Below are 24213 nucleotides of genomic sequence, written 5' to 3' on the forward strand. Positions count from 1 at the left end.
AATATACATTATGGATTACAGGAGTATATGACCAATGAAAAAAATACTGATTTCAGGCTTCGAGCCCTTTGGCGGAAGCGCCATTAACCCTACGGAAAGACTGATTAACGATATCAAAAACGAAAGTTTCGCGGATGCGGAAATCCGAACGGTCCTGCTGCCGGTTCATTATGACGAGTGCGCCGAGCTCCTGCTGAAGGAGGTCCATACATTTGAACCGGACGCAGTTATCGCTTGCGGGGTGGCGGGAGGAAGAACCGCGGTTACCCCTGAACGGATCGCGATAAATACCAAGGATGTGCCGCCCGAATCCGTGATCGCGGACAACCGGGGGGCGAGGCCGCAGGATGAGCCGATCGATCCGGAGGGCCCGGACGGTCTGTTCGCGACCCTTCCGATCCGTGCGATGGTGAATCGGATGAAGGAAGCTGGAATTCCGGCAACCGTATCCAATACGGCAGGCACTTATATTTGTAATAACACCATGTATGCGGTGCTGAACGAGATCCGGAAGCGGCAGCTGCCAATCCTCGCCGGCTTCGTTCATTTTCCGGCATCGACGGAGATGGCCTTGGAGAAGCCTGGGCTGCCAACGCTGTCCCAAGATACGATGCTTCGAGCGCTTAAAGTCATTGTTCGAACGACGATCGATGAGCTGACGGAATAACCGTAAGCTTTTCTGAACCGGCTTGGGTTGTTGTCCTGGGGGATGGAAATGGATGCATTAAATTTGCCTGGTGTGTAAATTTAATTAAAGCGGAGGCTATAAACTTATGATTTACCGAAGAAAAAAGTACATGGTTGACGCAAGTATCGCAGCGGCGTTTAATGAGCATTTTAACAGCACTCTATTAACGACGCAATTAAAGTATGGTGCAAGATTAGTTGGAAGATGGATGGCCCCGAATAAGGAAGGAAATGTGGAGATTTTTGCTATATGGCAATATGACAGTCTCGAAGCTTACGAAGAAATAGAGAATAATGTTAGAAGTGATAACGAGCACGTTGAACGTGTACAGAAGTGGTTTGAAGAAATGGGAGGCAGAGAGAATCTAAAAAAGGCGTTTTATTTCATTGACGAAGATTTTATCGAATCAACGGTTCCAGTCGAAAATACAATCCTTTCAGCAAAATAAAGAGATTGCTCAGCTCATAAAAACTGTATTAGTCAATAAAGGACCATCCTTTAATCGGCATTGTTTGATGGTCCTTTTTTACGTTCAAACTTAATTCGAAGGCTCCCGGATCATCGGCTTAGGAAGTTTACAATGAATGAAAGTTTGTTTGGTTAAGATGGAAGGAGGGGATGCTGCGCTCGTACTACCCTGCCGGTTAACTTAATGCGTCTTCAATAACAGGGATGCAAGGAGAGAGGAAAGGATCGCGCTGCTCCTTCAGCTGCCCGCGCGCAAGCACCAACACCCGAAATTCGTTGTCCTCACCTTCCTGATTCTCGTCATCCCTGGAATACAGCAGTCCGTATGATCCAGGGGCAATCTCCCCGATATAACGGTACAATGACAAGATTTCATCGGCTTCTGGACCTTTCCCCTTCGTAAACCCTCCAACATGCAGATAGTAACATCCGCATGCGGCATTGAGAGACAGCAGGCCGCTTCCCCAAGCATATTCCGTAATCTTTAATTGTATTTTCGGAATGATCGCTTCCAGTTGTTCCTGCTCGGCTTTCGAAGCTGTCACTTGAATGGTAATCCAGCCATGAAATTCATACATTGCTTCTCACCTCGCATCGTTTTCCTATATATTTACACCCACCTTCTTAATGTCGAAACATATTTCTCGCGGTACGCATGAGGGAAAGCAGATCGGCTCAAATAGGCAGGAAGGGATACAAATCCTACAGGAATAGAAAAGGCTCCTTCGAAGGTCCGGTAACGTGATCCGGTTATTCGAGGAGCCTTGTTCAATGCTCTAGGTGCGGGCATTGCCCGATCAAGCACTTGTCCTAATGAAGCGTAATAGCCCTATGGGGCGTTATTTCAACCTTACGATAAGGGCGTTGCTGATCTGACGGCCGGGTGCGGTAAGATAAGAGCCGTTGTAATACAGCCCGCTGGATGCGCCGCCATCCAGATTCATCGCCTGGTAGGCTCCGGCCTGCCTCATGATTTCCGCCAATTGGGGAATGGTTGCCCCTCCTGTTGTCAGCAAAATAAGCTTATGATCCTTCGTGATCCCAAGTGCGCTTCGTGCGCCTCCACCCGTTAGAATCTTCGGATCTTTAAAGCCTTCCTTCTTGACGTTCAGCGAAACTTTGCCGTCCTTCACCAGCCGGGGGCCCGCTTGAAGAGCCCCTTTCATTTGTCCTTGCTCATATTCCGATTTGAAGTCCAGACCCGGAATCATCTGGGTCAGATTATTACGGTCGTAGGTAAAGATCGTCCGGTTATCGCCTGGTGCCTTGTGCAGAATGGCGCCGTTATGTACGAGATAGCCGTAAGGCGCTTTATAAGCACCGGCGGTATAGGCATCGAAGTAGGTTCCGTTGATGGCGGCAACCGCTTGATTCCGTTTCGCAAGGCTGCGCAAATCCTCGACTTTGCCGGGTTTATTGCCGGCAAGGGCTACGCCAAGCTCCACCTTCGGATGCAGAAGGGAGACGGTTACCACCTGGGCGCTGAAGCTTCGGGAACCAACCTTGAATGTTTTCTTCGCCGAAGTGACCGGCTTCAATGTATTCGAAACGAGCTTGCCCGACATCACCGGCAGTGTATTCGAAGCAGATGTTGCTCCGTCTTTGATCTGCAAGGCTGTACGGTTAGGCTCCCACTTCAACGCAAGGCCTAATTGCTGAGCGGTAAACTGAAGCGGTACATATGTGATGCCGTTCTCGGAGAACGGGGCTGCCTTGATCTGCGTTTTTTTGCCGTCAATGTACGCGGTCCTGCTCCCCAAGTAAAGGGTAAGCTGCTTATTGTCTTTTGTTATGCGAAGCTTCTTTTCGGCAGCTGTGTAGGACACTTGAATGCCCTCAAAGGTCTTAAGGAGGGACACTGGGATAAAGGACTGGTTGTTCTTGTCAACATAGGCAAGCATTTTCGGAGCGGAAGCCGCGTTCAATGGGGTCACCACCATAAGCATGGCGAGGATGACGAGTAAGAGGATTCTTTTCATGGTTCTTTCTAAACTCCTTTTCTCTATGTCTGTTTCGGTTGGCTTGAGCTCAACTCGGCTGCATGTGTGCCAATACTATATCGGCTTACCGGGATGAAACCATTAGGACCATAAACGGGTTCCTTCGCCCGATTTGTAAAAAATGGCCAATAAAATGTTGACACGGAACCACATCTCTTGTATGGTTAATTACATGAGTAACTAACCGAAGATGTAATGAAGTCTGAACACGAAAGCGGTGAGGTAATGGCGTTTCAAATTGATGACAGCAGACCGATATTCATGCAAATTGCGGACAAAATTGAAGATGACATCATAGAGGAACGATTGCCTGAGGAGACGCAGGTTCCATCTACGAATCAGTTTGCGGCCTTTTACCAGATCAATCCGGCCACAGCGGCCAAGGGCGTCAATCTGCTGGTCGATCAAGGGATTTTGTATAAGAAACGGGGGATTGGCATGTTTGTAGCAGCGGGAGCACGTGAACAGCTCATCGAGAAGCGCAAGACGGAGTTTTATGAGCAGTACGTTGTGGCTATGGTGAAGGAAGCCGAGAAGCTTGGGATTACGAAAGATCAATTATCGGAAATGATCCGCAGAGGGGAGCAAGACTGATGAGCCAAACCGTCATCGAAGTCAACAATTTGAGCAAGGTATACAAGGATTTTACGGCCGTCGATAATGTCAGCTTTAGGATCGAGGCGAATAAGATTTACGGATTGCTGGGGAGAAACGGCGCCGGGAAAACAACCATCATGCAGATGATTACGGCACAGCAGTTCTCAACCAAAGGGGAGATCCGCGTATTTGGCGAGCATCCTTATGAAAATAACAAGGTGATTCAGCAGATATGCTTTATCAGGGAGAGTCAGAAATATCCGGATTTAGTTACCGTCCGGGATGTCATGGGGATTGCCTCCGACGTATACCCGAACTGGGACGCGGAATACGCCAAAGCGCTGATCGAAATTTTCCGTCTGCCGATGAAGCGCCTTGTGAAGAGATTGTCGCGCGGCATGCTGTCAGCGGTCGGGATCATCGTAGGACTCGCCAGCCGAGCGCCCATTACGGTGTTCGACGAGCCTTATCTTGGCCTCGACGCCGTTGCAAGAGAGCTTTTCTATGATCAGCTGATCGAAGATTACACCAGCCATCCGCGTACCATTATTCTGTCCACACATTTGATAGATGAAGTCAGCAGGCTGCTGGAGCATATCATTCTTATCGATGAAGGAAAAATATTGCTGGATTCGGATACCGATGAACTCCGCGGACGGACCTGCAATGTGATCGGGCATCAATCTGCGGTTGAATCCTTTATTCAAGGCAGAAAAGTCATTCATACGGAATCGCTCGGATCAATGGTTTCGGCTACGGTGATGGGCAAGACCGAAGCAGAGGTGAAGCAAGAAGCAGCACAAGCAGGACTGGAAACGGTACCCGTATCCTTGCAGCAATTAATCGTTCATTTAACGAGAAACGGAAAGGTGGCGAGCCGCTAATGAGAGGGATATCCAGCGTTATTAACATTCATTTAAGACATAAACTTACGTGGTTTTATTTGCCTTGGATGATCATGGCCTTCAGTTTCTTGGTCAATTTGCTGATCGGTGTATTGATTAATGGAGAGACGTTGTATACGGGCGGTTTGGGTACCATCTATATATTCATGTTCGTTACCTCATTGACCACAGCGATTCAGTTGTTCCCCTTCACCACGGGGTTTAGCATACGCAGAACGGACTTTTTCATAGGGACCCTTACCTTTATAACCTTGATCAGTATCTTCAACTCGGCACTTCTTGTGGTTCTATCCCATATTGAAGTATGGACCGGGGCATGGGGAGATCATATGCGCTTCTTCAATTTACCGTATCTGAATGATGGATCATGGCTTATCCAATTCGTTGTGAATGTCATCTTAATGTTATGGTTTTCCATGTTGGGGCTGGGCATCGGAGCGTTTTTCTTAAGATTCAGAGGGATCCGAACGTTTATCATGCTTGCAGCCGTTACGATCATCATCTCGGGTCTCAGCTTGATTGCGATGCGATACGAATGGTGGGGGCCGATCTTTAAATGGTTTGCTAGTCATTCTGCTCTCGACTTGACGCTATGGATGATTCCGATTGTGCTTATCCTTGCACTGTGCTCTCGCCAGTGTCTGCGCAGATCAACGGTGTAATTGCCAGAAGATGCAACAGGGAGGTGCACCAAGATCATTGGATCTTGGGGGTGCCTCTCTTTTTTTTGTGTGAAAAAGCGTTCTTCGTACAAATGACCTGCCTTGGTTCGTCGTCCGGGCTTCGGGTTATAGCAGCGTACAGCATCCATCATTACGCCGCTCACAGAGTGAGGCAGGGCTGCCTGCGGCAAATGAAAAGACGCCCGATCACTCGGACGTCTTTTGCTTGCGCTTTGCTTTGTGCAGTTCTTTTGCTCCCGCAAGCGTTGTTCCCGGTGGAAACGAGAGGAGCGGGTGCTTGGACGCGCCGATGTGCTGGGAGGTGTAGATGCCGGAGTGCCCGGAGAACAAGTAGCTTATGACGCAGGCCAAGAGCATATACACGGCGCCTTCTCCTCCAAACAGCTCGATTCCCATGATAAAACAAGCAATCGGGGTGTTGGTTGCCCCGCAGAATACAGCAATAAAACCTAATGCGGCCAGGAAAGGGGCGTACAATCCGAGCCATCCCGATAACGCATTGCCCAGCGTTGCCCCAATGGCAAACAGCGGCGTTACCTCGCCACCCTGAAACCCTGCTCCAAGCGTCAGCGAGGTAAAGAGGATTTTACCAAGAAAGGCGAATGGCGAAACTTCCCCAGCGAAGGATTCTTCGATCAGGGGGAGGCCAAGTCCCAAGTAATCGCGTGTGCCAAGCAGATAAACCAGCCCAATGAGGATGACGCCTCCCATTGCGCTTTTGACCATAGGATTGCGGAAAACGTGGCTGTACCATTTTTTCAGAGCATGGGTAAGCTCGCTGAATAGCCGGCTTACGAGTCCGAAGAGGATCGAAGCTGCAACGACTTTCATCAGGACGATAAAGCTCAGAGGGGGAATCTCCCCGATCAGATAATGCGCATGGCCGACACCCCAGAGGGAAGTGGCGGTTAAGTTGCCGACCAGGCTGGCGATGAAGGCAGGAATTAACGCCTGGTGCGAGATGAGGCCAATGGCTAGGACTTCGAGACCAAACAGCGTTCCGGCGAGCGGTGTGCCGAAGATGGAGCCGAAGCCGCCGCTAATTCCGCAGATAAGCAGGATCTTTCGATCAAGCGATGTCACGCGAATGAGCTTGCCGAACCACTCCGATAAGCTTCCCCCCATTTGGACGGCTGTGCCTTCACGTCCGGCGGAGCCTCCGAACAGATGCGTAACCAGCGTCCCGAAGAGGACCAGCGGCGCCATCCGCAGCGGGATGGATTCTGTGCCGCCATGGATCTGTTCCAGGATAAGATTATTTCCCTTCGCACTGCTCTTGCCGAACCTTTCGTAGAGGAAGCTGACCACAACGCCTCCCAGGGGAAGGAGGAACAGCAGCCAAGGGTTTCCTATTCGAAGGTTCGTTACATAGTCAAGGCTATAAAGAAAGAAGGCAGAGGCACTGCCTGTCATCATGCCGACGATGCTGCCAAGCACGATCCATTTGATCAAATAACCTGTCAGCAGGGCGTATGGCGGCCAATTCTCGTTAGGTTCAACCCATTTCTTCATCAAATCCGTTCACCCGTTTCTGTTTATTCGCCGCTAACCCCTGGATACACAAAACAGACTCCTACCAGGAAAGCGACCTCTGGTAGGAGTCATTAGCCTCGAAAAGCGGTTATGGCGAACTCCATCGCCTCATTCAATTTGCATTCATTGTAATGGAACAGAGGTTTGCGTGTCAATAGGACAACCCGCTATGAAGCAGGTATACGATACTTGAGATTACTCAGCATGGTTTGGAGCATCGATGGATTGGGGCATGGATTTTTTTCAGGAGGAGAAATTCAACATGTCCATGGACGAAGAATATGCCATATTTTATCATTGTAAATGATAATGAGAATCAATATCACAGGATCGAGGAGAGAATGATGTCATCAAACACGTCCAAGCCAAGACTTTCAGATGCTGAGATTCATGTCCACGTCAAAGGGCGTCCATGGGCTGCGACCCTGATTATCACGGGAGGCGCGGCTGCACTGATGCTTGGCATAGCGTTATCCATATCGCTTGGAGCGGCCGAGATTGATCTGCGAAGTGTATGGGAAGCTGTGTTCTTCTTTGATCCCAGCTTGACGGAGCATCAGATTATCCAGGAGCTGCGCATGCCGAGAGTTCTCGGCGGGGCCATGGTGGGCGCTTGTTTCGCCGTATCGGGAGCCATTATGCAAGGGATGACCCGGAATCCGCTCGCCGATTCGGGCCTGCTTGGATTAAATGCGGGGGCGGGGTTCGTGATCGCGATTTGCTTTGCGTTTTTTCCGGGGCTGCCGTATATGTATCTGATTCTGCTCTCATTCGTTGGGGCTGCCTTGGGTGCGATGCTCGTGTATGGAGTCAGTTCCATGTCCAAAGGAGGGCTGACACCGGTTCGGCTCGTTCTGGCCGGTGCTGCGCTTAGCGCGCTCTTAAGTGCTCTTAGCGAAGGCATCGCATTGTATTTTCGGGTCGGGCAGGATATGGCGTTTTGGTATGCCGGCGGTACGGCAGGGATTCAGTGGAATCATCTGAAGATCATGCTGCCTTGGATAGCCGCTGCTATATTGGGTGCGATTGCCTTATCGCGCTCAATTACGATGCTTAGCCTTGGGGATGATATAGCACGTGGACTGGGTCAGCGAACGGGGCTCGTCAAGCTGGGCGGGACGGCGATCGTGTTAGTGCTGGCAGGGGCCGCCGTCTCGGTTGTCGGCGCGGTGGGCTTTGTCGGTCTCTTGATTCCGCATGTCACGCGCAAGCTGGTCGGCGTGGATTACCGGCTCATCATTCCCTGCTCGGCCGTGCTGGGAAGCCTGCTGGTCGTCATTGCCGATCTCGCCGCCAGAATGGTGAACCCTCCTTATGAAACGCCAGTGGGCGCGGTCATTGCCTTGATTGGGGTCCCTTTCTTCCTCTATCTGGCACGCAAAGAAAGGAGGGAGCTGTAGATGGAAGCCGTCACAAATGCCATCCAAACGCGAAAAAGCAGGAGACGGAACATCATCACCTTGTCTGTTCTGGGTGCATTGATTGTCCTGGTGTTTCTAATCAGCATGAACACCGGCGTGATTCGGCTATCCCCCGTCGAGGTCGTAACGACATTGTTTGGCGGCGGAACCGATAAGCAGAATTTGGTGCTGTTTGATTTCCGGTTGCCTCGCATCGTCATTTCACTGCTTATTGGCGCGGGTTTAGCGGTATCCGGCTGCGTGATGCAGGGAATATCCCGCAACGCGCTTGCCGATCCGGGTATCCTGGGGATCAATGCGGGAGCCGGGTTGATGGTCATGCTGTTCATCTCATTTTTCCCGAACACGACAGCGGCTCCGATTTATCTGCTGCCGGTTTTAGCTTTGATTGGAGCCGGCTTGACCGCGGCCTTGATCTGCGTGCTTGCTTATAAGAAGAACCAGGGCTTTAAGCCGACAGGCCTTCTGTTGACGGGAATTGCCGTCGCAGCCGGCATAAGCGCGGCAATGATCGTGCTTACACTGCGATTGAGTCCGGAGAAATACCAGTTTGTTGCCGTCTGGCTTGCGGGCAGTATCTGGGGGTCGAGCTGGAAGTTCGTGCTGGCCTTGCTCCCATGGATCCTTGTGCTTCTGCCCTTCGTGATGTACAAAGCGCAGGTGATGAACGTTCTTAATCTTGGAGAATCGATGGCGACCGGACTGGGTGCATCCGTAACGAGGGAGCAATTGAAGCTGCTGGCAGCGGCGGTCGGCTTGGCGGCCTCCTGCGTCGCGGTGAGCGGAGGGATTGGGTTCGTCGGGCTTATTGCACCCCACCTGGGCAGACGCTTGGTCGGTGCGAAGCATCAAATGCTGCTGCCGGTAACAGCGATGATCGGTGCATTGCTGGTCATCACAGCCGACACGCTGAGCCGCTCGATCCTTCAACCGTCTGAGATCCCGACAGGGATCGTGGTTGCGGTGATCGGTGCGCCATATTTCCTGTACCTGTTATCCAGGACGAGAGCTTAGCAGCCCAGATGCAAGGGATCTTTAGGAGTTCTTGTGAAGGGAGAGGGTCCTGCCACGAGGATCTGATCGCATCGCATGGAATATACAGCCGATTGCATCGAGCTCAATTCGGTGCATGCCCCAGCCATACACTACTAAATCAGGAGGAGACAAATATGCTCACATCGAAGTATCGGGTCATACTCACAATGCTCATCATATGTTTGATTTCCGGATGCGGCGGGAAGGGAAATCCGACCGGCAACGCGGGTACTACGGGGGAAACAGCCGCAAGCGCGGATAAGCCCCAGACCGAAGTCTCGGCGCAGCCTGCGACTAGAAAGGTGGATACCATACACGGGGAAATCAAATATCCGGCAGAACCGAAGCGAATTGTTGTCGATGCCTATCTGCCAACCCTGCTGCTGCTCGGAGAGAAGCCGGTAGGCGCGACAGCGAAGGATCTGGAGAATGTCCATATCCAAGACATGATCGATGGTATCGAGAGTACCGGCGAAAACGCAACGGAAAAAATCCTGGAACTGAACCCCGACCTGATCATCAGCGCCAATTCCGATCCGGAGGTGTTCGAGAAGCTGTCCAAAATTGCGCCCACAATCATTCTTCCTTATGAAACCTATCGAAGCGTGCACGAAGAAGTGGAGGGGCTGGGTGCAATCCTTGGCAAGGAAGAAGAGGCGAAGGAATGGCTGGCTGAGTTTGACGAGAAAATAGAAGCGCTGCGCGCGAAGGTGGACGGCGTGGTGGAGGAAGGAGAAACCTTTTCGATCTTCGGCGCTTTCGGCAAGACCTTCTACCTTTATGGCGACGGCATTTATCGCGGAGGATTGGCGATTTACAAGGAGCTCAAGCTTACCCCTCCGGAACGAATCCAACAAGAACTGATTGCCACTGGTGAGACCTACAAAGAAGTGTCCATGGAGGTTCTGAAAGATTATGCAGGAGATTATATCTTTTTTGACGAGTCCAATGGTGCCGAGATGGATAAGAGCAATAGGGTATGGACTTCGATCGAAGCCGTAAGTCAGGGGCGCGTGTTTTACCTGGATGCCAAACGATTCTGGCCGTATGATCCGATTGCCGTATTGGCCCAGGCCGAGGAAGTGACGAATATGATCGTCAGCCAAAAAGAGAAGGAGAACGCGAAATAATCGATCGTTCACGAGTGGCAAGAGCAGATTCGCATCGAATTAGCCATGACCTATGTGCTATAAAGCTTCAGCCGCAATGTGGCAGGCCCTGTATAACAGCGTCTGCCATGTTTTTGTTTTCATAGAGACATCGATTCATGATGATAGGGAGCTTAAAACGTTAGAGATCATCTTACACCATGAAATTGATCCTCCAGAGCTATTGATAATAATTAACATATAAAGTAAATTTTGAATATAGAATCTACTTCCTATATATGTAAATAAAACAATAAACAGCAATTAAAAGGTTTGTTTGGATGTAGAATATTTCATGAGATTTTCGTATCTTTGCAAAGGAGGTGATGCTGTTTTATGCAAGGCAGTCTGTAAAGCTTAACGATCCATTATTGAGGAGGGATTAATGATGAGAGCGGGTTTATGCAGAATTCCGGACAAATCGAGAGTGATGCTATTGCCTTTAATGGTCGTCGTGTCTATGATCATGAGCTTTTTCCCCCTTGAGGTTTCTGCAGCAGATCGGGGTTCCTGGGCAGCCTATGTGTCTTATGCCGTAAACGACAACGTGACGTACGATGGGAAATCGTATAAAGCTATTCAATCTCATACTTCACTACCCGGATGGGAACCGCCCAATGTTCCTGCATTATGGCAGCATGTTCAAGGTGGCGGAGGTAATGATACTGCAGCTCCGACAGCACCTGCGAATGTAACTGTAAGTTCAGTCACCTCTTCAAGCGTTACTTTATCCTGGCAAGCCTCTACGGACAATGTTGGCGTGACAGGATATGATGTCTACCAGGGCACAGCCCTTGCGGCTTCGGTTACCGGTACGAGCGCGACCATAGCGGGTCTTTCACCGAACACGACCTATTCATTTAAGGTCATAGCTAAGGATGCTGCCGGGAATCTTTCACCTGCCAGTGCGAGTGTGACTGCAACAACGGCAGAAGAGACAGGCGGAGGTCCCCAGCCGACCAAGCATATATTGACAGGGTACTGGCAGAATTTTGTCAATGGTGCCAGCAAATTGAAGGTGAGAGATATACCGGATCAATATGACATCATTGTGTTAGCGTTTGCTGAGATGGACCCTGTTAACCCTGGCGGTGTCGTTTTCAATGTAGATTCTGCGCTATCCGCAGCTCTGGGCGGGTATACCAATGCCGAGCTGATCGCGGATATTCAAACTAAACGAGCTCAAGGCAAGAAGGTCATCATATCCATTGGAGGGGAATTAGGGAACATTGATTTGAATACTGCCTCGCCGAATATAACGAACTTTGTGAACAGCATGTACGGGATCATCACGCAATTTGGACTTGATGGGATAGACATTGACCTGGAGCATGGCATGAATGTGCCTAACTTAACCACCGCGATTCGCCAACTGAAGCAAAAAGCAGGAAATGATTTTATTCTGACAATGGCTCCTCAAACGATAGACATGCAGAGTCCAAACACCTCCTATATGCAGCTTTATAACAATCTGAAGGATATCACAACCGTAATGAACGTCCAGTACTATAACTCTGGATGCATGTTAGGTCGTGACGGTAAATGCTACTCCCAGGGCACGGTTGATTTCCTTACGGCGCTGTCGGACTTAACGCTGCAGTGGGTATCACCTTCCCAATTGGGACTTGGAGTACCTGCTGCCTCTTCAGCAGCCGGAGGCGGATATGTTTCTCCAACGGTCGTGAATAATGCCCTGAATTGTCTAGCAACTGGAAACAACTGTGGAAGTTATAAGCCTGTGGCTAAATACCCTGATGTACGGGGAGCAATGACGTGGTCCATTAACTGGGATGCGACTACGAATTACGCTCTTGCTAAAACGGTGAGACCATTCTTAGACACACTGCCTTAATGTTCATGATATCGTGTAACTTTAGTAGATAGTTATCATAAAATAGAGAAACCTCTCTTTGATATGTGGTGAATCCACCCATCATTATCATAGAGAGGTTTTGTTTTATTTTAGATGGTCGAAAGGATCTGTCCTTGGATCCCCATGTTGGAACCATATCCCGCACTCTATTAGGTTTTATCTCTTTGATAAGTTAAGGTGTATCCGATTCGGTCAGGCCGAAATCTAATGGGGACAAATCTTTTTCAAAGACCTAAATGTAATGGGACTGTCACTCTGCTAGGTCATGTCTTACGACTTCAATCGCCATTGCTTGCAGTGGGCTGCTAAGTAAAATATGGGGGGCTGTGACGGTAACTCTCTCACCAATTTCTAAATCTTCGTATAAATCGGCATCTGTTATATGATAGTAAATCACATCATTTGGGTCATCATTATTTAAATAGTCTGATAACGAATGGTTGGATGCATCATTCCTTGAGATATTCTGAACCACCACGATCATGGGAGTTTTATCTTGGTTGATTTGCTTATCAAAAATAAAATCACCGGTCTCCATCTTGGCTTGATTGCAACCAGCCATAAAACTGCTAAGAAGCAATAGGGCAATAGCTGAATGTATTTTTCTCACTATAATTCTTCTTCTCCTCATGTAATATTCCATGGGCTCTTCGTATGCTTCATGTTATTTTAAATGATACCATATTTTGTAAGGGATGATTATAGTGATTTCAGCGATTACCCAAATAGATTCAGGTAGTACGTGCATCAGATATGGCAGGCTCGTCCACGGCTTTCAGTTTATCGTTCAGAATGCTGTCCTCAAGCACGCTGAACTTATCCCCGTATACCTTCGTTATATGCTTCTCTCCCCACGCGCAGAGCATATCCAGAATGCCGGTCAAGCTCTTGCCGTAATCACTCAGCTCATACTCCACTTTGGGCGGGACTTGATTATGAATAATGCGATTGATTACGCCATCGTCCTCCAGCTCCCGCAGCTGCTGTGTCAGCATTTTTTGCGTGATATTCGGCATGAGGCGCTTCAGCTCGCTGGTTCGTTTACGGCCATGGGTCAGGTGGCAAAGGATTACGCATTTCCATTTGCCTCCGATCACTTCCAATGTCGCTTCGACGGCAATATTGTATTTCTTCGCTTGCATATTCATCCTCCTATTGGATAGGCACTGAAAAGTAACTAGGGTACTGCGAAGTGCCTACATTACAAAAAAGTACGTTCTTCACATAAAATTCGATATGGATCATAATAGCATTTGCCAGCTGGATTACACCATACTCAATTTTTTTACAATATACAAGCAAGCGAATTGGATAGGGGGAATTTCAACACCATGATCATAGATAAAAAAAGAAGTTTCTTTGCGCTGCTGGCGCTTGCCGTCAGTGCCTTTGCGATCGGAACAACGGAGTTCATCAGCGTAGGGCTGCTGCCGTTGATCTCGGAGGATATGAATATATCCGTTACGACCGCCGGATTAACCGTATCGATGTACGCCTTGGGCGTCACCTTCGGTGCGCCCATCCTAACGTCGCTTACCTCGAGGATGTCCAGGAAGACCCTGCTGCTATGGATCATGATCATTTTTATTATCGGAAACAGCTTGGCGGCTGGCGCGGCTTCCATCGGCATTCTGCTTGCGGCTCGCGTGCTTTCGGCCTTTTCCCATGGGGTATTTATGTCGATCGGTTCGGTCATCGCCGCCAGCGTGGTGCCAGAGAACCGCAGAGCCTCCGCGATCTCCATTATGTTTACAGGACTTACCGTCGCTACGGTGACCGGTGTTCCGATCGGAACGTTTATCGGTCAGCAGTGGGGCTGGAGACTGGCTTTTGTCGCCATTGCTCTGGTCGGTGTCGCTGCTTTCATCGCGAACAGCATTCTGATCCCGTCGGACATGCCGAAAGGAGAGCGGACCTCATTCCGCGATCAGGCTAAGCTGCTGACCAATCGCCGTTTGCTGCTGATGCTCCTGATTACCGCGCTCGGTTACGGCGGCACCTTTGTTGTCTTTACTTATTTATCCCCACTGCTTCAGGATATAACAGGCTTCAAGGAAAATACGGTAGCCGTCATTCTGCTCGTTTACGGGATTGCCATAGCGCTAGGTAATATCATCGGCGGGAAAGCAGCAAATCGCAGTCCGCTCAAAGCACTGCTCTATATGTTCAGCGTTCAAGCGGTGGTGCTGTTCTCGCTTACGTTTACCGCGCCGTTTAAAGTTGCCGGATTCATTACGATTATTCTCATGGGATTTCTGGCTTTCATGAATGTTCCGGGGCTGCAGGTTTATGTTGTTGAGCTGGCTGAGCGGTTTGCGCCAAGCGCTGTGAATATGGCCTCGGCACTGAACATTGCGGCATTCAATGCAGGCATCGCCATCGGCTCCTTTTTGGGCGGCTTGATTACGAAATCGATGGGCTTGATTCACACGGCTTGGATTGGAGCGTTGATGGTATTCGCGGCGGTCGCGCTTACGGGATTGAGCTTGAAGCTGGCAAGAAAGGATTCGGAGAATCCGGATCGTCCATATACGAAAGCGGCTTGAATGGAAAATTTAGGATGAAGGGAGGTGATGTTTAAGCGTTTCATCGGAAATACTGCAACTAGGCTCCATTTCTTCACAAACATAAAACTTTCGGAGGTTCATCAACATGACAGCAAAACACTTACAAGATACAACCACTTTATATAATGGCGTCAGCATGCCTTGGTTTGGACTTGGCGTATTTAAAGTAGAGGAAGGACCGGAGCTGGTAAACGCCGTCCGCACGGCAATTCGGCATGGCTATCGCTCCATAGATACGGCCGCCATATACGGAAATGAAGAAGGGGTCGGACAGGGCATCCGCGAGGGCTTGGAAGCTGCCGGGATCAAGCGGGAGGATCTGTTTGTCACATCCAAAGTATGGAATGCCGATCTGGGGTATGAGTCCACCTTGAAGGCTTACGAGGAAAGTCTCCGGAAGCTGGGTCTTGAATACTTGGATTTATACCTTATACACTGGCCGGTTGAAGGGAAATATACAGAGGCGTGGAAGGCATTAGAAATGCTGTACAAGCAAGGGCGTGTCAAAGCTATTGGCGTCAGCAACTTCCAGATCCATCACCTCGAGCAGTTAATGAAGGAAACCGAAATCAAACCGATGGTGAACCAGGTGGAATATCATCCACGACTAACGCAAAAGGAACTGCAGGCGTACTGCCAGGAGAATGGAATTCAGCTTGAGGCTTGGTCTCCATTAATGCAGGGACAGCTCCTGGATCAGGAGGATCTTCTGCGCATTGCTGAAAAGTATCAAAAATCCATCGCGCAGATCATTCTTCGTTGGGATATCCAAAACGGTGTGGTCACGATTCCGAAATCGACCAAGGAACATCGGATTATCGAGAACGCAGACATCTTTGATTTTGAATTGTCCGCCGAGGATATGCAGCGCATTGACAGCCTGAACCAAAATCACAGAGTGGGACCGGATCCGGACAATTTTGATTTCTGAGAAATTTGTGTTTACGCAAGGATAGAAGTGTAATAAATATTGCGGCTCTCCTCAATCCTCGGGCGGTACGACGGGGAATCAGGAGGGTCCATTCCTACATAATGGAAGGAGAGAGCGTTAATGAATTTGGAGCTACAAGGAAAAGTCGCTCTGGTAACAGGCTCAACGTCCGGCATTGGCAAAGCGATAGCCATGTCGCTTGCAGCGGAGGGCGCATCCGTCATTATTAATGGTAGGCATGAGGATAAGGTAAAACAGACGATCCATGACATTCATGCCGTCCATCCCGATGCCGAGCTGCGTTATGTCGTGGCGGATCTCGGAACGGAGGAGGGCTGTCACCAGGTCAGGGAAGCTGCTCCTGTCATTGACATTCTGATCAACAATATGGGGATTTTTGAGCCCGCTGAATTTTTCGATATCCCCGATTCGGAGTGGTTCAGGTTCTTCGAGACGAATATCATGAGCGGCGTCCGGTTAACCCGGCATTATTTGAAGAACATGATCATTCGGAATGAAGGTCGAATTATTTTTATCGCTAGTGAAGCAGCCATCATGCCTTCCCAAGAGATGGCACATTACAGCGCAACCAAGACGATGCAGCTGTCCCTTTCCCGGAGCTTGGCCGAGCTGACGACAGGAACCCGCGTTACGGTCAATACCGTCATGCCCGGCTCTACGCTTACGGAAGGCGTGGAGACGATGCTGAAAACCCTCTATCCCAATGAAGAGCTCACCATCGAAGAAGCGGAGCGGCGGTTTATGAAGGAGAATCGGCCGACTTCCATTATTCAGCGGCTGATTCGTCCAGAGGAGATTGCCGATTTTGTCACGTATCTCAGCAGTCCTAAATCCTCCGCGATTAACGGCTCGGCTCTCCGCATCGACGGGGGCTTGGTACGGAGCGTATTCTAAGCAACCGGATGCATCGTAGGCGCTCCGTTAGGATCGGAATTTCTGCCTGAAGGATTTGGGTTTGATGCCTGTATAGCGAATAAAACACCGTATGAAATACGGAAATGAGCCGAATCCGGATTCTTCGGCAATCCGTCCGATCGGATCGTTGGTGTGGATCAGCAATCGCTTGGCTTGTTCGATCCGATGCCGTGTCAAATATTCCAAGGGCGTGCAGCCGAACGTTTTTTTCATGCAAATGGACAGGTAGTTCTGATGAAAATGCATGGCCTCGGCTAATCGACGGTAGCTCACCGGCTCTTTGTAATGCTGTCTAAGATAGTTTGCGGTTCGTTCCGCAATGGCATAATGAGGATGGTGATGCTGGATCCCTTCCTCTTCAGTTTGGAGCAGCAGGAGCAGTTCTTGGAGAAGCTGCTGCTGCTTCCAGCGTGCCGTGGATGAAGGCGATTGCTGGAGCGTCTGCAGCTGTTCAAGGATGAGGACGGCTTGTTCTTTGGAAGGCAGCTCTCCGTATTTGGGGATATAAAAAGAGAATGTTTCGATTTGGACATAAGTCTGATCCGATTGCGATAAGGCAAACGGGGTTCGTTCCTCCGCTTCCGTCCAAGATCCTAGCGTCTGAAAATGAAGCCAATAAAAATGCGTCTCCTCCTGGCAGGGCTGAAATGTCCGGTGTGCCGCATCCGGTCTTAAAATCAAGTAGCTGCCGGCCTTTACCCTGTAACATACACCATTATCCTCCAGAAACAACGCTCCTCGGGTGACCAGAATCAGATCAAACACTCCGATGTTAAACCGATCCGCGTGTTTGTCTCCCTCCTGATAGGTATCTTCACCACTACTAATATAATGGGGCAGCGGCGGTGCCGTGAATTGAATCATCATGTACGTCCAAGCCTCCTCCTCTTGCTAACTTCTCTCTAGGATAATCGTTAACGCCTTCCGGATACAAGAATCAAGCATGTTGCAATCGGATAAAAAGAGGTTGTTTCTGTGTATAGGGCACCGCTCGGGTGAGATGGTATAGTTCTACCAGAGTGCACTTACAAGACAGAAACAAGGAGCGTGGACGTTCATGCTGCACGAGACTGCTTTTAACAGCTTGCCACTGGGCGCGATTAAGCCGGGCGGCTGGCTGAAAGATCAGCTGGAGATCCAAGCCAGCGGGTTTACCGGATGCTTGGAAGAGCATTGGAAGGACGTCGGAGATGACAATGGATGGCTGGGCGGCCATGGAGAGAGCTGGGAGCGAGGCCCGTATTATGTCGATGGCTTGCTACCGCTCGCCTATTTGCTTGAGGACGAAGCCTTGATTGGCAAGGCCAATCGCTGGATCGAGTGGTCGCTTGCAAGCCAGCGGGAGAACGGTATGTTCGGTCCGGAGCGTATTACCTCCGTGAACCAGGATATCGATAAGGAGCAGGACTGGTGGCATTACATGATCATGCTGAAAGTGATGATGCAGCATGAAGAAGCAACAGGCGATGAACGGATCATCCCATTTCTGACAAAGTTCTTTACTTATGTCCATTCGGTTATCGAGGAACAGCCGCTGCGGGGCTGGGCCAAAGCAAGGGGAGCGGAGATGCTCCTGTGCATCGTGTGGTTATATAGACGTACGAAGCAGCCTGTTCTGTTAGAGCTAGCCGATATCGTTGCCGGACAAACCACGGACTGGAGCGATATTTTTCATGATTTTCCGTTCTGGCGAAAAGTGGAAGAGTGGGATTGGACAACCCATGTCGTGAATGTAGCGATGGGCATTAAAACGCCGGGCGTATTATTTGAGTTGAATGGCAGTCCGATGGAGCGGGAAAGCGTGCACCGGGGCATCGATTCCCTGATGACGTATCACGGTCAAGCGCATGGCATGTTCTCCGGAGATGAATGGTTATCCGGCACCCATCCGAGTCAAGGCGTAGAATTATGTGCCGTCGTCGAGTATATGTTCTCGATGGAGCAGCTGACGAGAATACTCGGGGAAGGGCGCTTCGGGGACATTTTGGAAAAGGTTGCTTTTAATGCGCTGCCTGCCGCCATCTCTCCGGATTGGACCTCGCATCAGTATGATCAGCAAGTCAACCAGATCATCTGCAATGTCGCTCCGCGGGCATGGAGCAACGGACCCGACGCCAACGTGTTCGGTCTGGAGCCGAACTTTGGATGCTGCACGGCCAACATGCATCAAGGCTGGCCTAAGCTGGCCGCGCATCTGTGGATGAAGGATCAGGAGGAGGGGCTCGTTGCCGTGTCCTATGCCCCGTGCACGGTTATGACGACAGTCGGCCGCCATGACGTTGCGGCTGTGATCGAGGTAACCGGCGAATATCCGTTCAAGGACCGCATTCGAATCCACATGTCGTTAGAACGGGCGGAATCGTTCCCTTTATCGCTGCGGATCCCCGCCTGGTGCGACGATCCCGTCATAACGCTGAATGGGCGCGAATTGCCATTCCAAGTAGAGTCCGGTTATGCAAGGATCGTACAACATTGGCAGAACGGTGACCGATTGGAACTTCACTTGCCCATGGAAGTCAGGTTGGTATCCCGAAATATGTACGCCACCAGCATCGAGCGAGGGCCGCTCGTGTATGTGCTGCCCGTCAAGGAAAATTGGCAGATGATCCGGCAGCGCGACATGTTTCACGATTGGGAGCTATACCCTGCATCCCCATGGAAATACGGCCTGCTAGCCGATACGCCGTTCGAGATAATCGAACAGGACATGGTTCGCCAGCCGTTCCAAGCACAGGATGCGCCTGTCAGGGTGAAGGTTAGGGGCCAGCTGATCCGGGATTGGAAAATGGAAGGCAACAACGCCGGCAACCCTCCGCTGCATCCAGATACGGACGGACAGCCCATTACGGAATTGGAGCTGGTTCCGTATGGAAGCGCCAGGCTTCGGATTGGGGAATTTCCATTAATCGGGGAGCGGAGAAGGGCTGATAAGCGTTAAAGCAAGCCGGATTGAACCATCGAAAAAACCGCGTTGATCGCGGTTTTTTTGTTGTACAGTTGCGTTCAAGCTTAAGATAAGTGCTTACGAAGCTCAGAAACACACATAATATGGAGTTATTGGAAAAGATGATAGCGTGCCTTGGGGTTACGGTTTATCCAACGATATAATGAATGAGACCAATACCGAAGCAGTCTATTCACGTATTTTCACGACCATCGAGTCGTTGCACAATGACGGAGGGGCATAATTTGCGAGAAATCAATTGGGTAGAGAAAAGCGAGGCGCTCGAATTATTGCTGCAGCATGAAACTACATTTCAAGTTATCCCGTTAGACTCCGGTCTGGAAGCAGAGGTGGCGAAGATCGTCACGTCAACGGCAGACTGCGTGCTAAAGGTATGGAATAGAGCTTCCAAGCCCGATGTTCAAATGCAATATCAAATATTGAATGCATTGCATTCGCATGGAAGAGCAGTATCGAAGCCTTTGGGCTGGGGGACAGACCGGGAAGGCAATCCAGTAATGCTGACCAGTTACGACGGAAGGCCTGTTCAAAATATCGATCAGCTTAAACTATTGAAACTAGCGAAGATATTAATGGATATACATAAGCTGCCCTTGGAAAGGCTGAACGGATTCAATCTGCCGAGGTATGACTTTATCTCTTATTTTTATCCACGAATTGAGGAGTTCCCTGATATTCAACAACCTCTGATGGAGCTTGTTCTGCGCGCGAGCATGGAACAAGAATATGTCATCCATGGCGATTATCACCTAGGCAATATTCTGGAGAATGAAAACGAGCTGACCGTTATTGATTGGACGAATGTCCAAATGGGCGATCCTCGATATGATATCGGATGGTCGATTATCTTAATGTGGATATATGTAAGAGAAAAGCGAGCTTCCTTCTACCGTGCTGCATTTTGTGCCGAGAACCGATTCGAAGCGGATGAGCTTGAGCTGTTTGAAGCGATAGCCTGTCTGCGCTGGATCTTGCTCAACAGAGTGGACCACCCACCAGTTAGAAACGACACGATCGCCAGGGTCAGGTCAATATTGAACAGCAACAAGTATTTGCATTCCTTGCTTATCGAAGTTTGATCCTAAAGTAGCACAACCGGTCCTCCACTAGTTGGTGGACGATTTGAGGAATCTTGCAGCAGTATACTGAGCCTTGTACCATCTTACATGGATGGTGTGGGGCTTGTTCGGGTTAATTGAGCAGTGGATAGGTTTGTGTTAGGGGACGGTTTAGAAGTGGGAGTGATGAGCTTGATTCAGTTTATTGCCTGGACAAGTCCCAAAAGGGGACATGTGAGGGCAAAAAGGAGCTCCAGAGGTGCAGCAAGTCCCCAAAAGAGATTTGTCGCGGGCAAAAAGGAATTACAGTGGCGGAGGAAGTCCCAAAAAGGGGACTTTTGCAGGCCCAAAGGAGCTCCCGAGGCTGAGCAAGATGACTTTTAAAAGATAGAGTTGACATGCGCCTAGTTTTTACTATAACCTGTGAATGTAATCGTTTACGTAATCGATTACATGAAATCACTTAGGGTTGAGGTGAGCCATACTTGGCAAGAGCGACCATTAAACAAGTAGCGGAGGAAGCAGAGGTATCCACGGCGACCGTTTCAAGGGTACTGAACAATACCGATTTTGTAAGCGATGAGATTAAAGAGCGAGTGATGGCGGCGGTGAACAAGTTGAATTATCGTCCAAGCGCCATCGCCCGCAGTCTGAAGCAGGACCGGACCTATATGATCGGGGTCGTCGTTCCCGATATTTCCAACCCTTATTTTATGGGAATCTCCAAAGGTATTGAGGATGTTGTAGGGAAAGAAGGCTTTCAGCTTATTTTCTGCAGCTCGGATGAGAATCCGGACAAGGAAAAGCGACTTCTTAAGCTTATGCAGGAAAAGCGCGTGGATGCCGTTGTACTGGCGACTTCAGGCGGAAATGATCCGGCGATCAAGCAGCTGGCAGATTCCCGGATGCCGATCATTCTCGTAGACCGCAAGCCGGACTCGCCGGAAGCGGGGTTGATGCTCGATCTGGTAGCCGAGGACAATACGGAAGGCGCTTCCCGCCTGACTCGGAAGCTGCTGGAGGATGGTCATAAGGCAATTGGAGTCGTAAACGGTCCGACGCGATCCAGCACGGGCAGGGAACGACTGGACGGTGTTCGGAAAGCGATGAAGGAATACGCCCTGAACGAGGAACCTATCGTGTATAATGGCGACTTTTCAACGGAAGATGGAATCCAGGCCGTACGGCATTTTTTGGATGCGGACCATCGTCCAACCGCGATCATATCCCTGAATAACCGTATGAGCCTTGGTGTTTTGCTTGAAATTGTACGCAGCGGTCTAAGGATTCCGTCCGACATGGCTGTAGCTTCTTTCGGTGAAGTAGAGGCCGGACCACTCCTTAAAGAATCGGGAATTTATTATCTGGAACAGCGTCCCTATGACATGGGAATCAAAGCCGGAGAAATTCTTCTGCGCCGCATTCGTGAAGAAGCGCCGCTGTTGAAGCCGGCATTTGAGATATATGGCACTGAAGTGAAACAGTTGAATTGATCCTATACTTTGGAGGAGATGGATATGAAGCAGTTATACACGATCGGCGTGGATTTCGGAACGGAATCGGGCAGGGCTCTGTTGGTTGATATTACGACCGGGCAGGAGGTTGCCACCCATGTGACGCCATACAAGCATGGAGTCATGGACGAGGTGCTGGTCCACTCGGGTCTGAAGCTGGAGCAGGACTGGGCGCTGCAGCATCCGGGCGATTATCTGGAGGTGCTTCGGCAATCTATCCCGCATGTGCTGTCGGAGGCAGATGTATCCCCGGATCAAGTCATCGGGATTGGCATCGACTTCACGGCATGCACGATGATGCCGCTGGATGCCGGGGGAACTCCGCTGTGCATGCTGGATGAGTGGAGGGACAATCCGCATAGCTGGGTAAAGCTGTGGAAGCATCATGCGGCGCAGGACGAAGCGAACCTGATCAATGAAACCGCTAAGCGGCGAGGGGAGAAATTTCTGTCACGCTACGGAGGGAAGCTGTCCTCGGAGTGGATGCTTGCAAAGTCTTTACAGATTTTGCATGAAGCTCCTGAGTTGTACGAGCAAGCTGTATTGTTCATGGAGGCTGCCGATTGGGTGGTCATGCAATTGACCGGTCAGCTCGCACGGAGCAGCTGTACCGCCGGCTATAAAGCCAATTGGCATAAACGGGAGGGGTATCCGTCCAAGGAATTCCTGCAGTCGCTTGATCCGAGGTTTGGAGACCTTGTGGAGACGAAGCTGAGAGGTCCGATCAAGCCGCTGGGTTCGAAAGCTGGCGGATTAACCGAATCGATGGCAGCCCTGACAGGGCTTCTGCCGGGTACCGCGGTAGCCGTAGCTAACATCGATGCCCATGCCATGGTGCCGGCGGTCAGTGTCGTCACCCCGGGCAAGCTGGTGCTCGCCATGGGAACCTCGACTTGTCATTTGATATTAAGCGACAAGGAAATGACAGGGGAAGGCATTTGCGGTGTCGTCGAGGATGGAATCATTCCAGGTTATTACGGGTATGAAGCAGGACAATCGGCGGTTGGCGATATCTTCGCCTGGTATGTGGATGAGGCGGTGCCAGAATATGTCCGGCGCAAGGCTGCGGAGGAGCGCCTTGGCATTCATGAGTGGCTTGAGAGGGAAGCGGCCCAATATGCCCCTGGTCAAACCGGCCTGCTGGCGATCGATTGGTGGAACGGTAGCCGCTCCGTGCTGATGGATGCTGATCTGAGCGGCGTCATCCTTGGATTGACCCTGCAGACCAAGCCTGCGGAAATATACCGGGCACTGTTAGAGGCTACCGCATTTGGAACGCGGGCGATCATCGAAGCCTTTACGGAAAGCGGCGTAGAAGTTCAGGAGCTTTACGCTTGCGGCGGATTGCCTCAGCGTAACCGGCTGCTGATGCAAATCTATGCCGATGTTACCGGCAAGGAAATCAAAGTTGCGGATACCGTTCAGACCGCTGCTTTTGGGGCAGCTATGTTCGGCGCCGTGGCGGCAGGCAAGGAACAGGGAGGCTTTGGGAGCATCGTAGAAGCTGCAGAAGCCATTGCCCGTGTTCGGGAAGAAACCTTTAAGCCGATTGAGGCTAATGTGCGCGTGTATGATCAATTGTACAAGGAATACAAACGACTTCATGATTATTTGGGAAGAGGCGAAAACGGGGTGCTGAAACGCTTAAAGTCATTAAAGAGCGGCGCCGGCAGTGAGGGATAGAAACATCGGGAAGAGCGAAATGAATTTATGCCCGCCGAAGCCGCAGCTCTCCCTCTTCTATGAACACTTCCCCCCTAGTACCATGTGCAATTAAAGTAACTCATAAATCTTATAAATAGGAACGACCGTTTTCCCGTAAAGATTATTGCGGACGGTCGTTTTTTTTCATGATCAAAGGATATTGCCAAGTGCGGTCTTGGTGATCCAT

At 50.2% G+C, this 24213-nt stretch carries 22 protein-coding genes and 1 riboswitch; of the genes, 16 read left to right on the forward strand and 6 right to left on the reverse strand.

Translation table 11 applies throughout. The annotated features are described in order from the left end of the window. Positions 1-34 precede the first annotated feature (34 nt). On the forward strand, positions 35-667 hold the full coding sequence (gene pcp / locus NSQ46_RS13120; RefSeq protein WP_007130271.1) for a pyroglutamyl-peptidase I: 633 nt from the start codon (positions 35-37) through the stop codon (positions 665-667). Between the two features lie 106 nt (positions 668-773). Further along, positions 774-1136 carry an NIPSNAP family protein gene (locus NSQ46_RS13125; protein WP_342576842.1) on the forward strand — a complete coding sequence of 121 codons (363 nt, stop codon included), beginning with the start codon at positions 774-776 and terminating at the stop codon, positions 1134-1136. A 196-nt stretch (positions 1137-1332) separates the two neighbouring features. Here the strand turns inward: NSQ46_RS13125 and NSQ46_RS13130 are convergent, their stop codons facing one another. Continuing rightward, positions 1333-1734 (reverse strand): Imm7 family immunity protein, encoded by a 402-nt coding sequence (locus NSQ46_RS13130; protein WP_028407147.1) that lies wholly within the window; start codon positions 1732-1734, stop codon positions 1333-1335. A gap of 261 nt (positions 1735-1995) precedes the next feature. Further along, a complete protein-coding gene (locus NSQ46_RS13135) occupies positions 1996-3135 on the reverse strand; it encodes a phosphodiester glycosidase family protein (RefSeq protein ID WP_007130268.1) in 1140 nt (379 codons plus the stop codon). A gap of 246 nt (positions 3136-3381) precedes the next feature. On the opposite strand from NSQ46_RS13135, the gene NSQ46_RS13140 reads away from it, so the two are divergent. Genes NSQ46_RS13140 through NSQ46_RS13150 form a run of 3 tightly spaced genes read left to right on the forward strand, consistent with a single transcriptional unit; the run spans position 3382 to position 5320 of the window. Beyond that, the gene (locus NSQ46_RS13140) at positions 3382-3750 is read left to right on the forward strand and encodes a GntR family transcriptional regulator (RefSeq protein ID WP_028407145.1); all 369 of its coding nucleotides are present in this window, start codon (positions 3382-3384) and stop codon (positions 3748-3750) included. Beyond that, a complete protein-coding gene (locus NSQ46_RS13145) occupies positions 3750-4637 on the forward strand; it encodes an ABC transporter ATP-binding protein (protein ID WP_007130266.1) in 888 nt (295 codons plus the stop codon). The genes NSQ46_RS13140 and NSQ46_RS13145 overlap by 1 nt, the downstream gene beginning before the upstream one ends. Further along, on the forward strand, positions 4637-5320 hold the full coding sequence (locus NSQ46_RS13150) for a hypothetical protein (protein WP_007130265.1): 684 nt from the start codon (positions 4637-4639) through the stop codon (positions 5318-5320). Before NSQ46_RS13145 ends, NSQ46_RS13150 begins: the two co-directional genes overlap by 1 nt. 207 nt (positions 5321-5527) lie before the next feature. Here the strand turns inward: NSQ46_RS13150 and NSQ46_RS13155 are convergent, their stop codons facing one another. After that, complete coding sequence (locus NSQ46_RS13155; protein ID WP_007130264.1) at positions 5528-6853, reverse strand: voltage-gated chloride channel family protein; 1326 nt, start codon at positions 6851-6853, stop codon at positions 5528-5530. A 76-nt stretch (positions 6854-6929) separates the two neighbouring features. Further along, positions 6930-6991, reverse strand: a riboswitch (Fluoride riboswitch). Positions 6992-7218: 227 nt separating this feature from the next. Between NSQ46_RS13155 and NSQ46_RS13160 the strand changes: the two genes are divergently transcribed. The 4 genes from NSQ46_RS13160 (at position 7219) to NSQ46_RS13175 (ending at position 12330) form a co-directional block, all read left to right on the forward strand. Beyond that, positions 7219-8274 (forward strand): iron ABC transporter permease, encoded by a 1056-nt coding sequence (locus NSQ46_RS13160; protein WP_342576992.1) that lies wholly within the window; start codon positions 7219-7221, stop codon positions 8272-8274. After that, entirely contained in the window at positions 8275-9309 is a 1035-nt protein-coding gene (locus NSQ46_RS13165) for an iron ABC transporter permease (RefSeq protein ID WP_007130262.1), read from the forward strand. A 155-nt stretch (positions 9310-9464) separates the two neighbouring features. Beyond that, the gene (locus NSQ46_RS13170) at positions 9465-10460 is read left to right on the forward strand and encodes an ABC transporter substrate-binding protein (RefSeq protein WP_007130261.1); all 996 of its coding nucleotides are present in this window, start codon (positions 9465-9467) and stop codon (positions 10458-10460) included. A 403-nt stretch (positions 10461-10863) separates the two neighbouring features. After that, positions 10864-12330, forward strand: a complete 1467-nt coding sequence (locus tag NSQ46_RS13175) for a glycosyl hydrolase family 18 protein (RefSeq protein WP_186332885.1) — start codon at positions 10864-10866, stop codon at positions 12328-12330. Between the two features lie 271 nt (positions 12331-12601). Here the strand turns inward: NSQ46_RS13175 and NSQ46_RS13180 are convergent, their stop codons facing one another. Beyond that, complete coding sequence (locus NSQ46_RS13180) at positions 12602-12961, reverse strand: DUF3221 domain-containing protein (RefSeq protein ID WP_007130259.1); 360 nt, start codon at positions 12959-12961, stop codon at positions 12602-12604. Between the two features lie 121 nt (positions 12962-13082). Then, positions 13083-13493: a winged helix-turn-helix transcriptional regulator gene (locus tag NSQ46_RS13185; protein ID WP_251537556.1), complete on the reverse strand. Its 411-nt coding sequence runs from the start codon at positions 13491-13493 to the stop codon at positions 13083-13085. A gap of 189 nt (positions 13494-13682) precedes the next feature. Here NSQ46_RS13185 and NSQ46_RS13190 point away from each other — a divergent pair, with 189 nt between their 5' ends. The 3 genes from NSQ46_RS13190 to NSQ46_RS13200 all read left to right on the forward strand — a co-directional run bounded on the left by NSQ46_RS13190 (position 13683) and on the right by NSQ46_RS13200 (position 16764). Next, on the forward strand, positions 13683-14897 hold the full coding sequence (locus NSQ46_RS13190; RefSeq protein ID WP_007130257.1) for an MFS transporter: 1215 nt from the start codon (positions 13683-13685) through the stop codon (positions 14895-14897). Between the two features lie 106 nt (positions 14898-15003). Then, complete coding sequence (locus NSQ46_RS13195; protein ID WP_007130256.1) at positions 15004-15849, forward strand: aldo/keto reductase; 846 nt, start codon at positions 15004-15006, stop codon at positions 15847-15849. 120 nt (positions 15850-15969) lie between these two features. After that, a complete protein-coding gene (locus NSQ46_RS13200) occupies positions 15970-16764 on the forward strand; it encodes an SDR family oxidoreductase (RefSeq protein WP_007130255.1) in 795 nt (264 codons plus the stop codon). Positions 16765-16791: 27 nt separating this feature from the next. Here the strand turns inward: NSQ46_RS13200 and NSQ46_RS13205 are convergent, their stop codons facing one another. Beyond that, positions 16792-17652, reverse strand: coding sequence for an AraC family transcriptional regulator (locus NSQ46_RS13205; protein ID WP_007130254.1), 861 nt, complete (start codon positions 17650-17652; stop codon positions 16792-16794). 190 nt (positions 17653-17842) lie between these two features. Between NSQ46_RS13205 and NSQ46_RS13210 the strand changes: the two genes are divergently transcribed. The 4 genes from NSQ46_RS13210 to NSQ46_RS13225 all read left to right on the forward strand — a co-directional run bounded on the left by NSQ46_RS13210 (position 17843) and on the right by NSQ46_RS13225 (position 24005). Continuing rightward, positions 17843-19723 carry a beta-L-arabinofuranosidase domain-containing protein gene (locus NSQ46_RS13210; protein ID WP_007130253.1) on the forward strand — a complete coding sequence of 627 codons (1881 nt, stop codon included), beginning with the start codon at positions 17843-17845 and terminating at the stop codon, positions 19721-19723. 251 nt (positions 19724-19974) lie between these two features. After that, on the forward strand, positions 19975-20829 hold the full coding sequence (locus NSQ46_RS13215; protein WP_007130252.1) for an aminoglycoside phosphotransferase family protein: 855 nt from the start codon (positions 19975-19977) through the stop codon (positions 20827-20829). A gap of 464 nt (positions 20830-21293) precedes the next feature. After that, positions 21294-22301, forward strand: coding sequence for a LacI family DNA-binding transcriptional regulator (locus NSQ46_RS13220; RefSeq protein WP_007130251.1), 1008 nt, complete (start codon positions 21294-21296; stop codon positions 22299-22301). Positions 22302-22325: 24 nt separating this feature from the next. Continuing rightward, positions 22326-24005, forward strand: coding sequence for a ribulokinase (locus NSQ46_RS13225; protein WP_007130250.1), 1680 nt, complete (start codon positions 22326-22328; stop codon positions 24003-24005). The last annotated feature ends 208 nt before the right edge of the window (positions 24006-24213 follow it).

This window comes from Paenibacillus sp. FSL M8-0142, assembly GCF_038597315.1.
GTDB classification, from domain to species: domain Bacteria; phylum Bacillota; class Bacilli; order Paenibacillales; family Paenibacillaceae; genus Paenibacillus_AQ; species Paenibacillus_AQ lactis.

What these genes read in the sequence shown, in the direction of transcription:
- NSQ46_RS13155 (WP_007130264.1), bottom strand. Translation starts at nt 6,853, where the DNA reads ATGAAGAAATGGGTTGAACCTAACGAGAATTGGCCGCCATACGCCCTG.
- NSQ46_RS13145 (WP_007130266.1), top strand. Translation starts at nt 3,750, where the DNA reads ATGAGCCAAACCGTCATCGAAGTCAACAATTTGAGCAAGGTATACAAG.
- NSQ46_RS13165 (WP_007130262.1), top strand. Translation starts at nt 8,275, where the DNA reads ATGGAAGCCGTCACAAATGCCATCCAAACGCGAAAAAGCAGGAGACGG.
- NSQ46_RS13190 (WP_007130257.1), top strand. Translation starts at nt 13,683, where the DNA reads ATGATCATAGATAAAAAAAGAAGTTTCTTTGCGCTGCTGGCGCTTGCC.
- NSQ46_RS13140 (WP_028407145.1), top strand. Translation starts at nt 3,382, where the DNA reads ATGGCGTTTCAAATTGATGACAGCAGACCGATATTCATGCAAATTGCG.
- NSQ46_RS13200 (WP_007130255.1), top strand. Translation starts at nt 15,970, where the DNA reads ATGAATTTGGAGCTACAAGGAAAAGTCGCTCTGGTAACAGGCTCAACG.
- NSQ46_RS13225 (WP_007130250.1), top strand. Translation starts at nt 22,326, where the DNA reads ATGAAGCAGTTATACACGATCGGCGTGGATTTCGGAACGGAATCGGGC.
- NSQ46_RS13150 (WP_007130265.1), top strand. Translation starts at nt 4,637, where the DNA reads ATGAGAGGGATATCCAGCGTTATTAACATTCATTTAAGACATAAACTT.
- NSQ46_RS13195 (WP_007130256.1), top strand. Translation starts at nt 15,004, where the DNA reads ATGACAGCAAAACACTTACAAGATACAACCACTTTATATAATGGCGTC.
- NSQ46_RS13135 (WP_007130268.1), bottom strand. Translation starts at nt 3,135, where the DNA reads ATGAAAAGAATCCTCTTACTCGTCATCCTCGCCATGCTTATGGTGGTG.
- NSQ46_RS13210 (WP_007130253.1), top strand. Translation starts at nt 17,843, where the DNA reads ATGCTGCACGAGACTGCTTTTAACAGCTTGCCACTGGGCGCGATTAAG.
- NSQ46_RS13205 (WP_007130254.1), bottom strand. Translation starts at nt 17,652, where the DNA reads ATGATGATTCAATTCACGGCACCGCCGCTGCCCCATTATATTAGTAGT.
- NSQ46_RS13170 (WP_007130261.1), top strand. Translation starts at nt 9,465, where the DNA reads ATGCTCACATCGAAGTATCGGGTCATACTCACAATGCTCATCATATGT.
- pcp (WP_007130271.1), top strand. Translation starts at nt 35, where the DNA reads ATGAAAAAAATACTGATTTCAGGCTTCGAGCCCTTTGGCGGAAGCGCC.
- NSQ46_RS13175 (WP_186332885.1), top strand. Translation starts at nt 10,864, where the DNA reads ATGATGAGAGCGGGTTTATGCAGAATTCCGGACAAATCGAGAGTGATG.
- NSQ46_RS13125 (WP_342576842.1), top strand. Translation starts at nt 774, where the DNA reads ATGATTTACCGAAGAAAAAAGTACATGGTTGACGCAAGTATCGCAGCG.
- NSQ46_RS13130 (WP_028407147.1), bottom strand. Translation starts at nt 1,734, where the DNA reads ATGTATGAATTTCATGGCTGGATTACCATTCAAGTGACAGCTTCGAAA.
- NSQ46_RS13185 (WP_251537556.1), bottom strand. Translation starts at nt 13,493, where the DNA reads ATGCAAGCGAAGAAATACAATATTGCCGTCGAAGCGACATTGGAAGTG.
- NSQ46_RS13160 (WP_342576992.1), top strand. Translation starts at nt 7,219, where the DNA reads ATGTCATCAAACACGTCCAAGCCAAGACTTTCAGATGCTGAGATTCAT.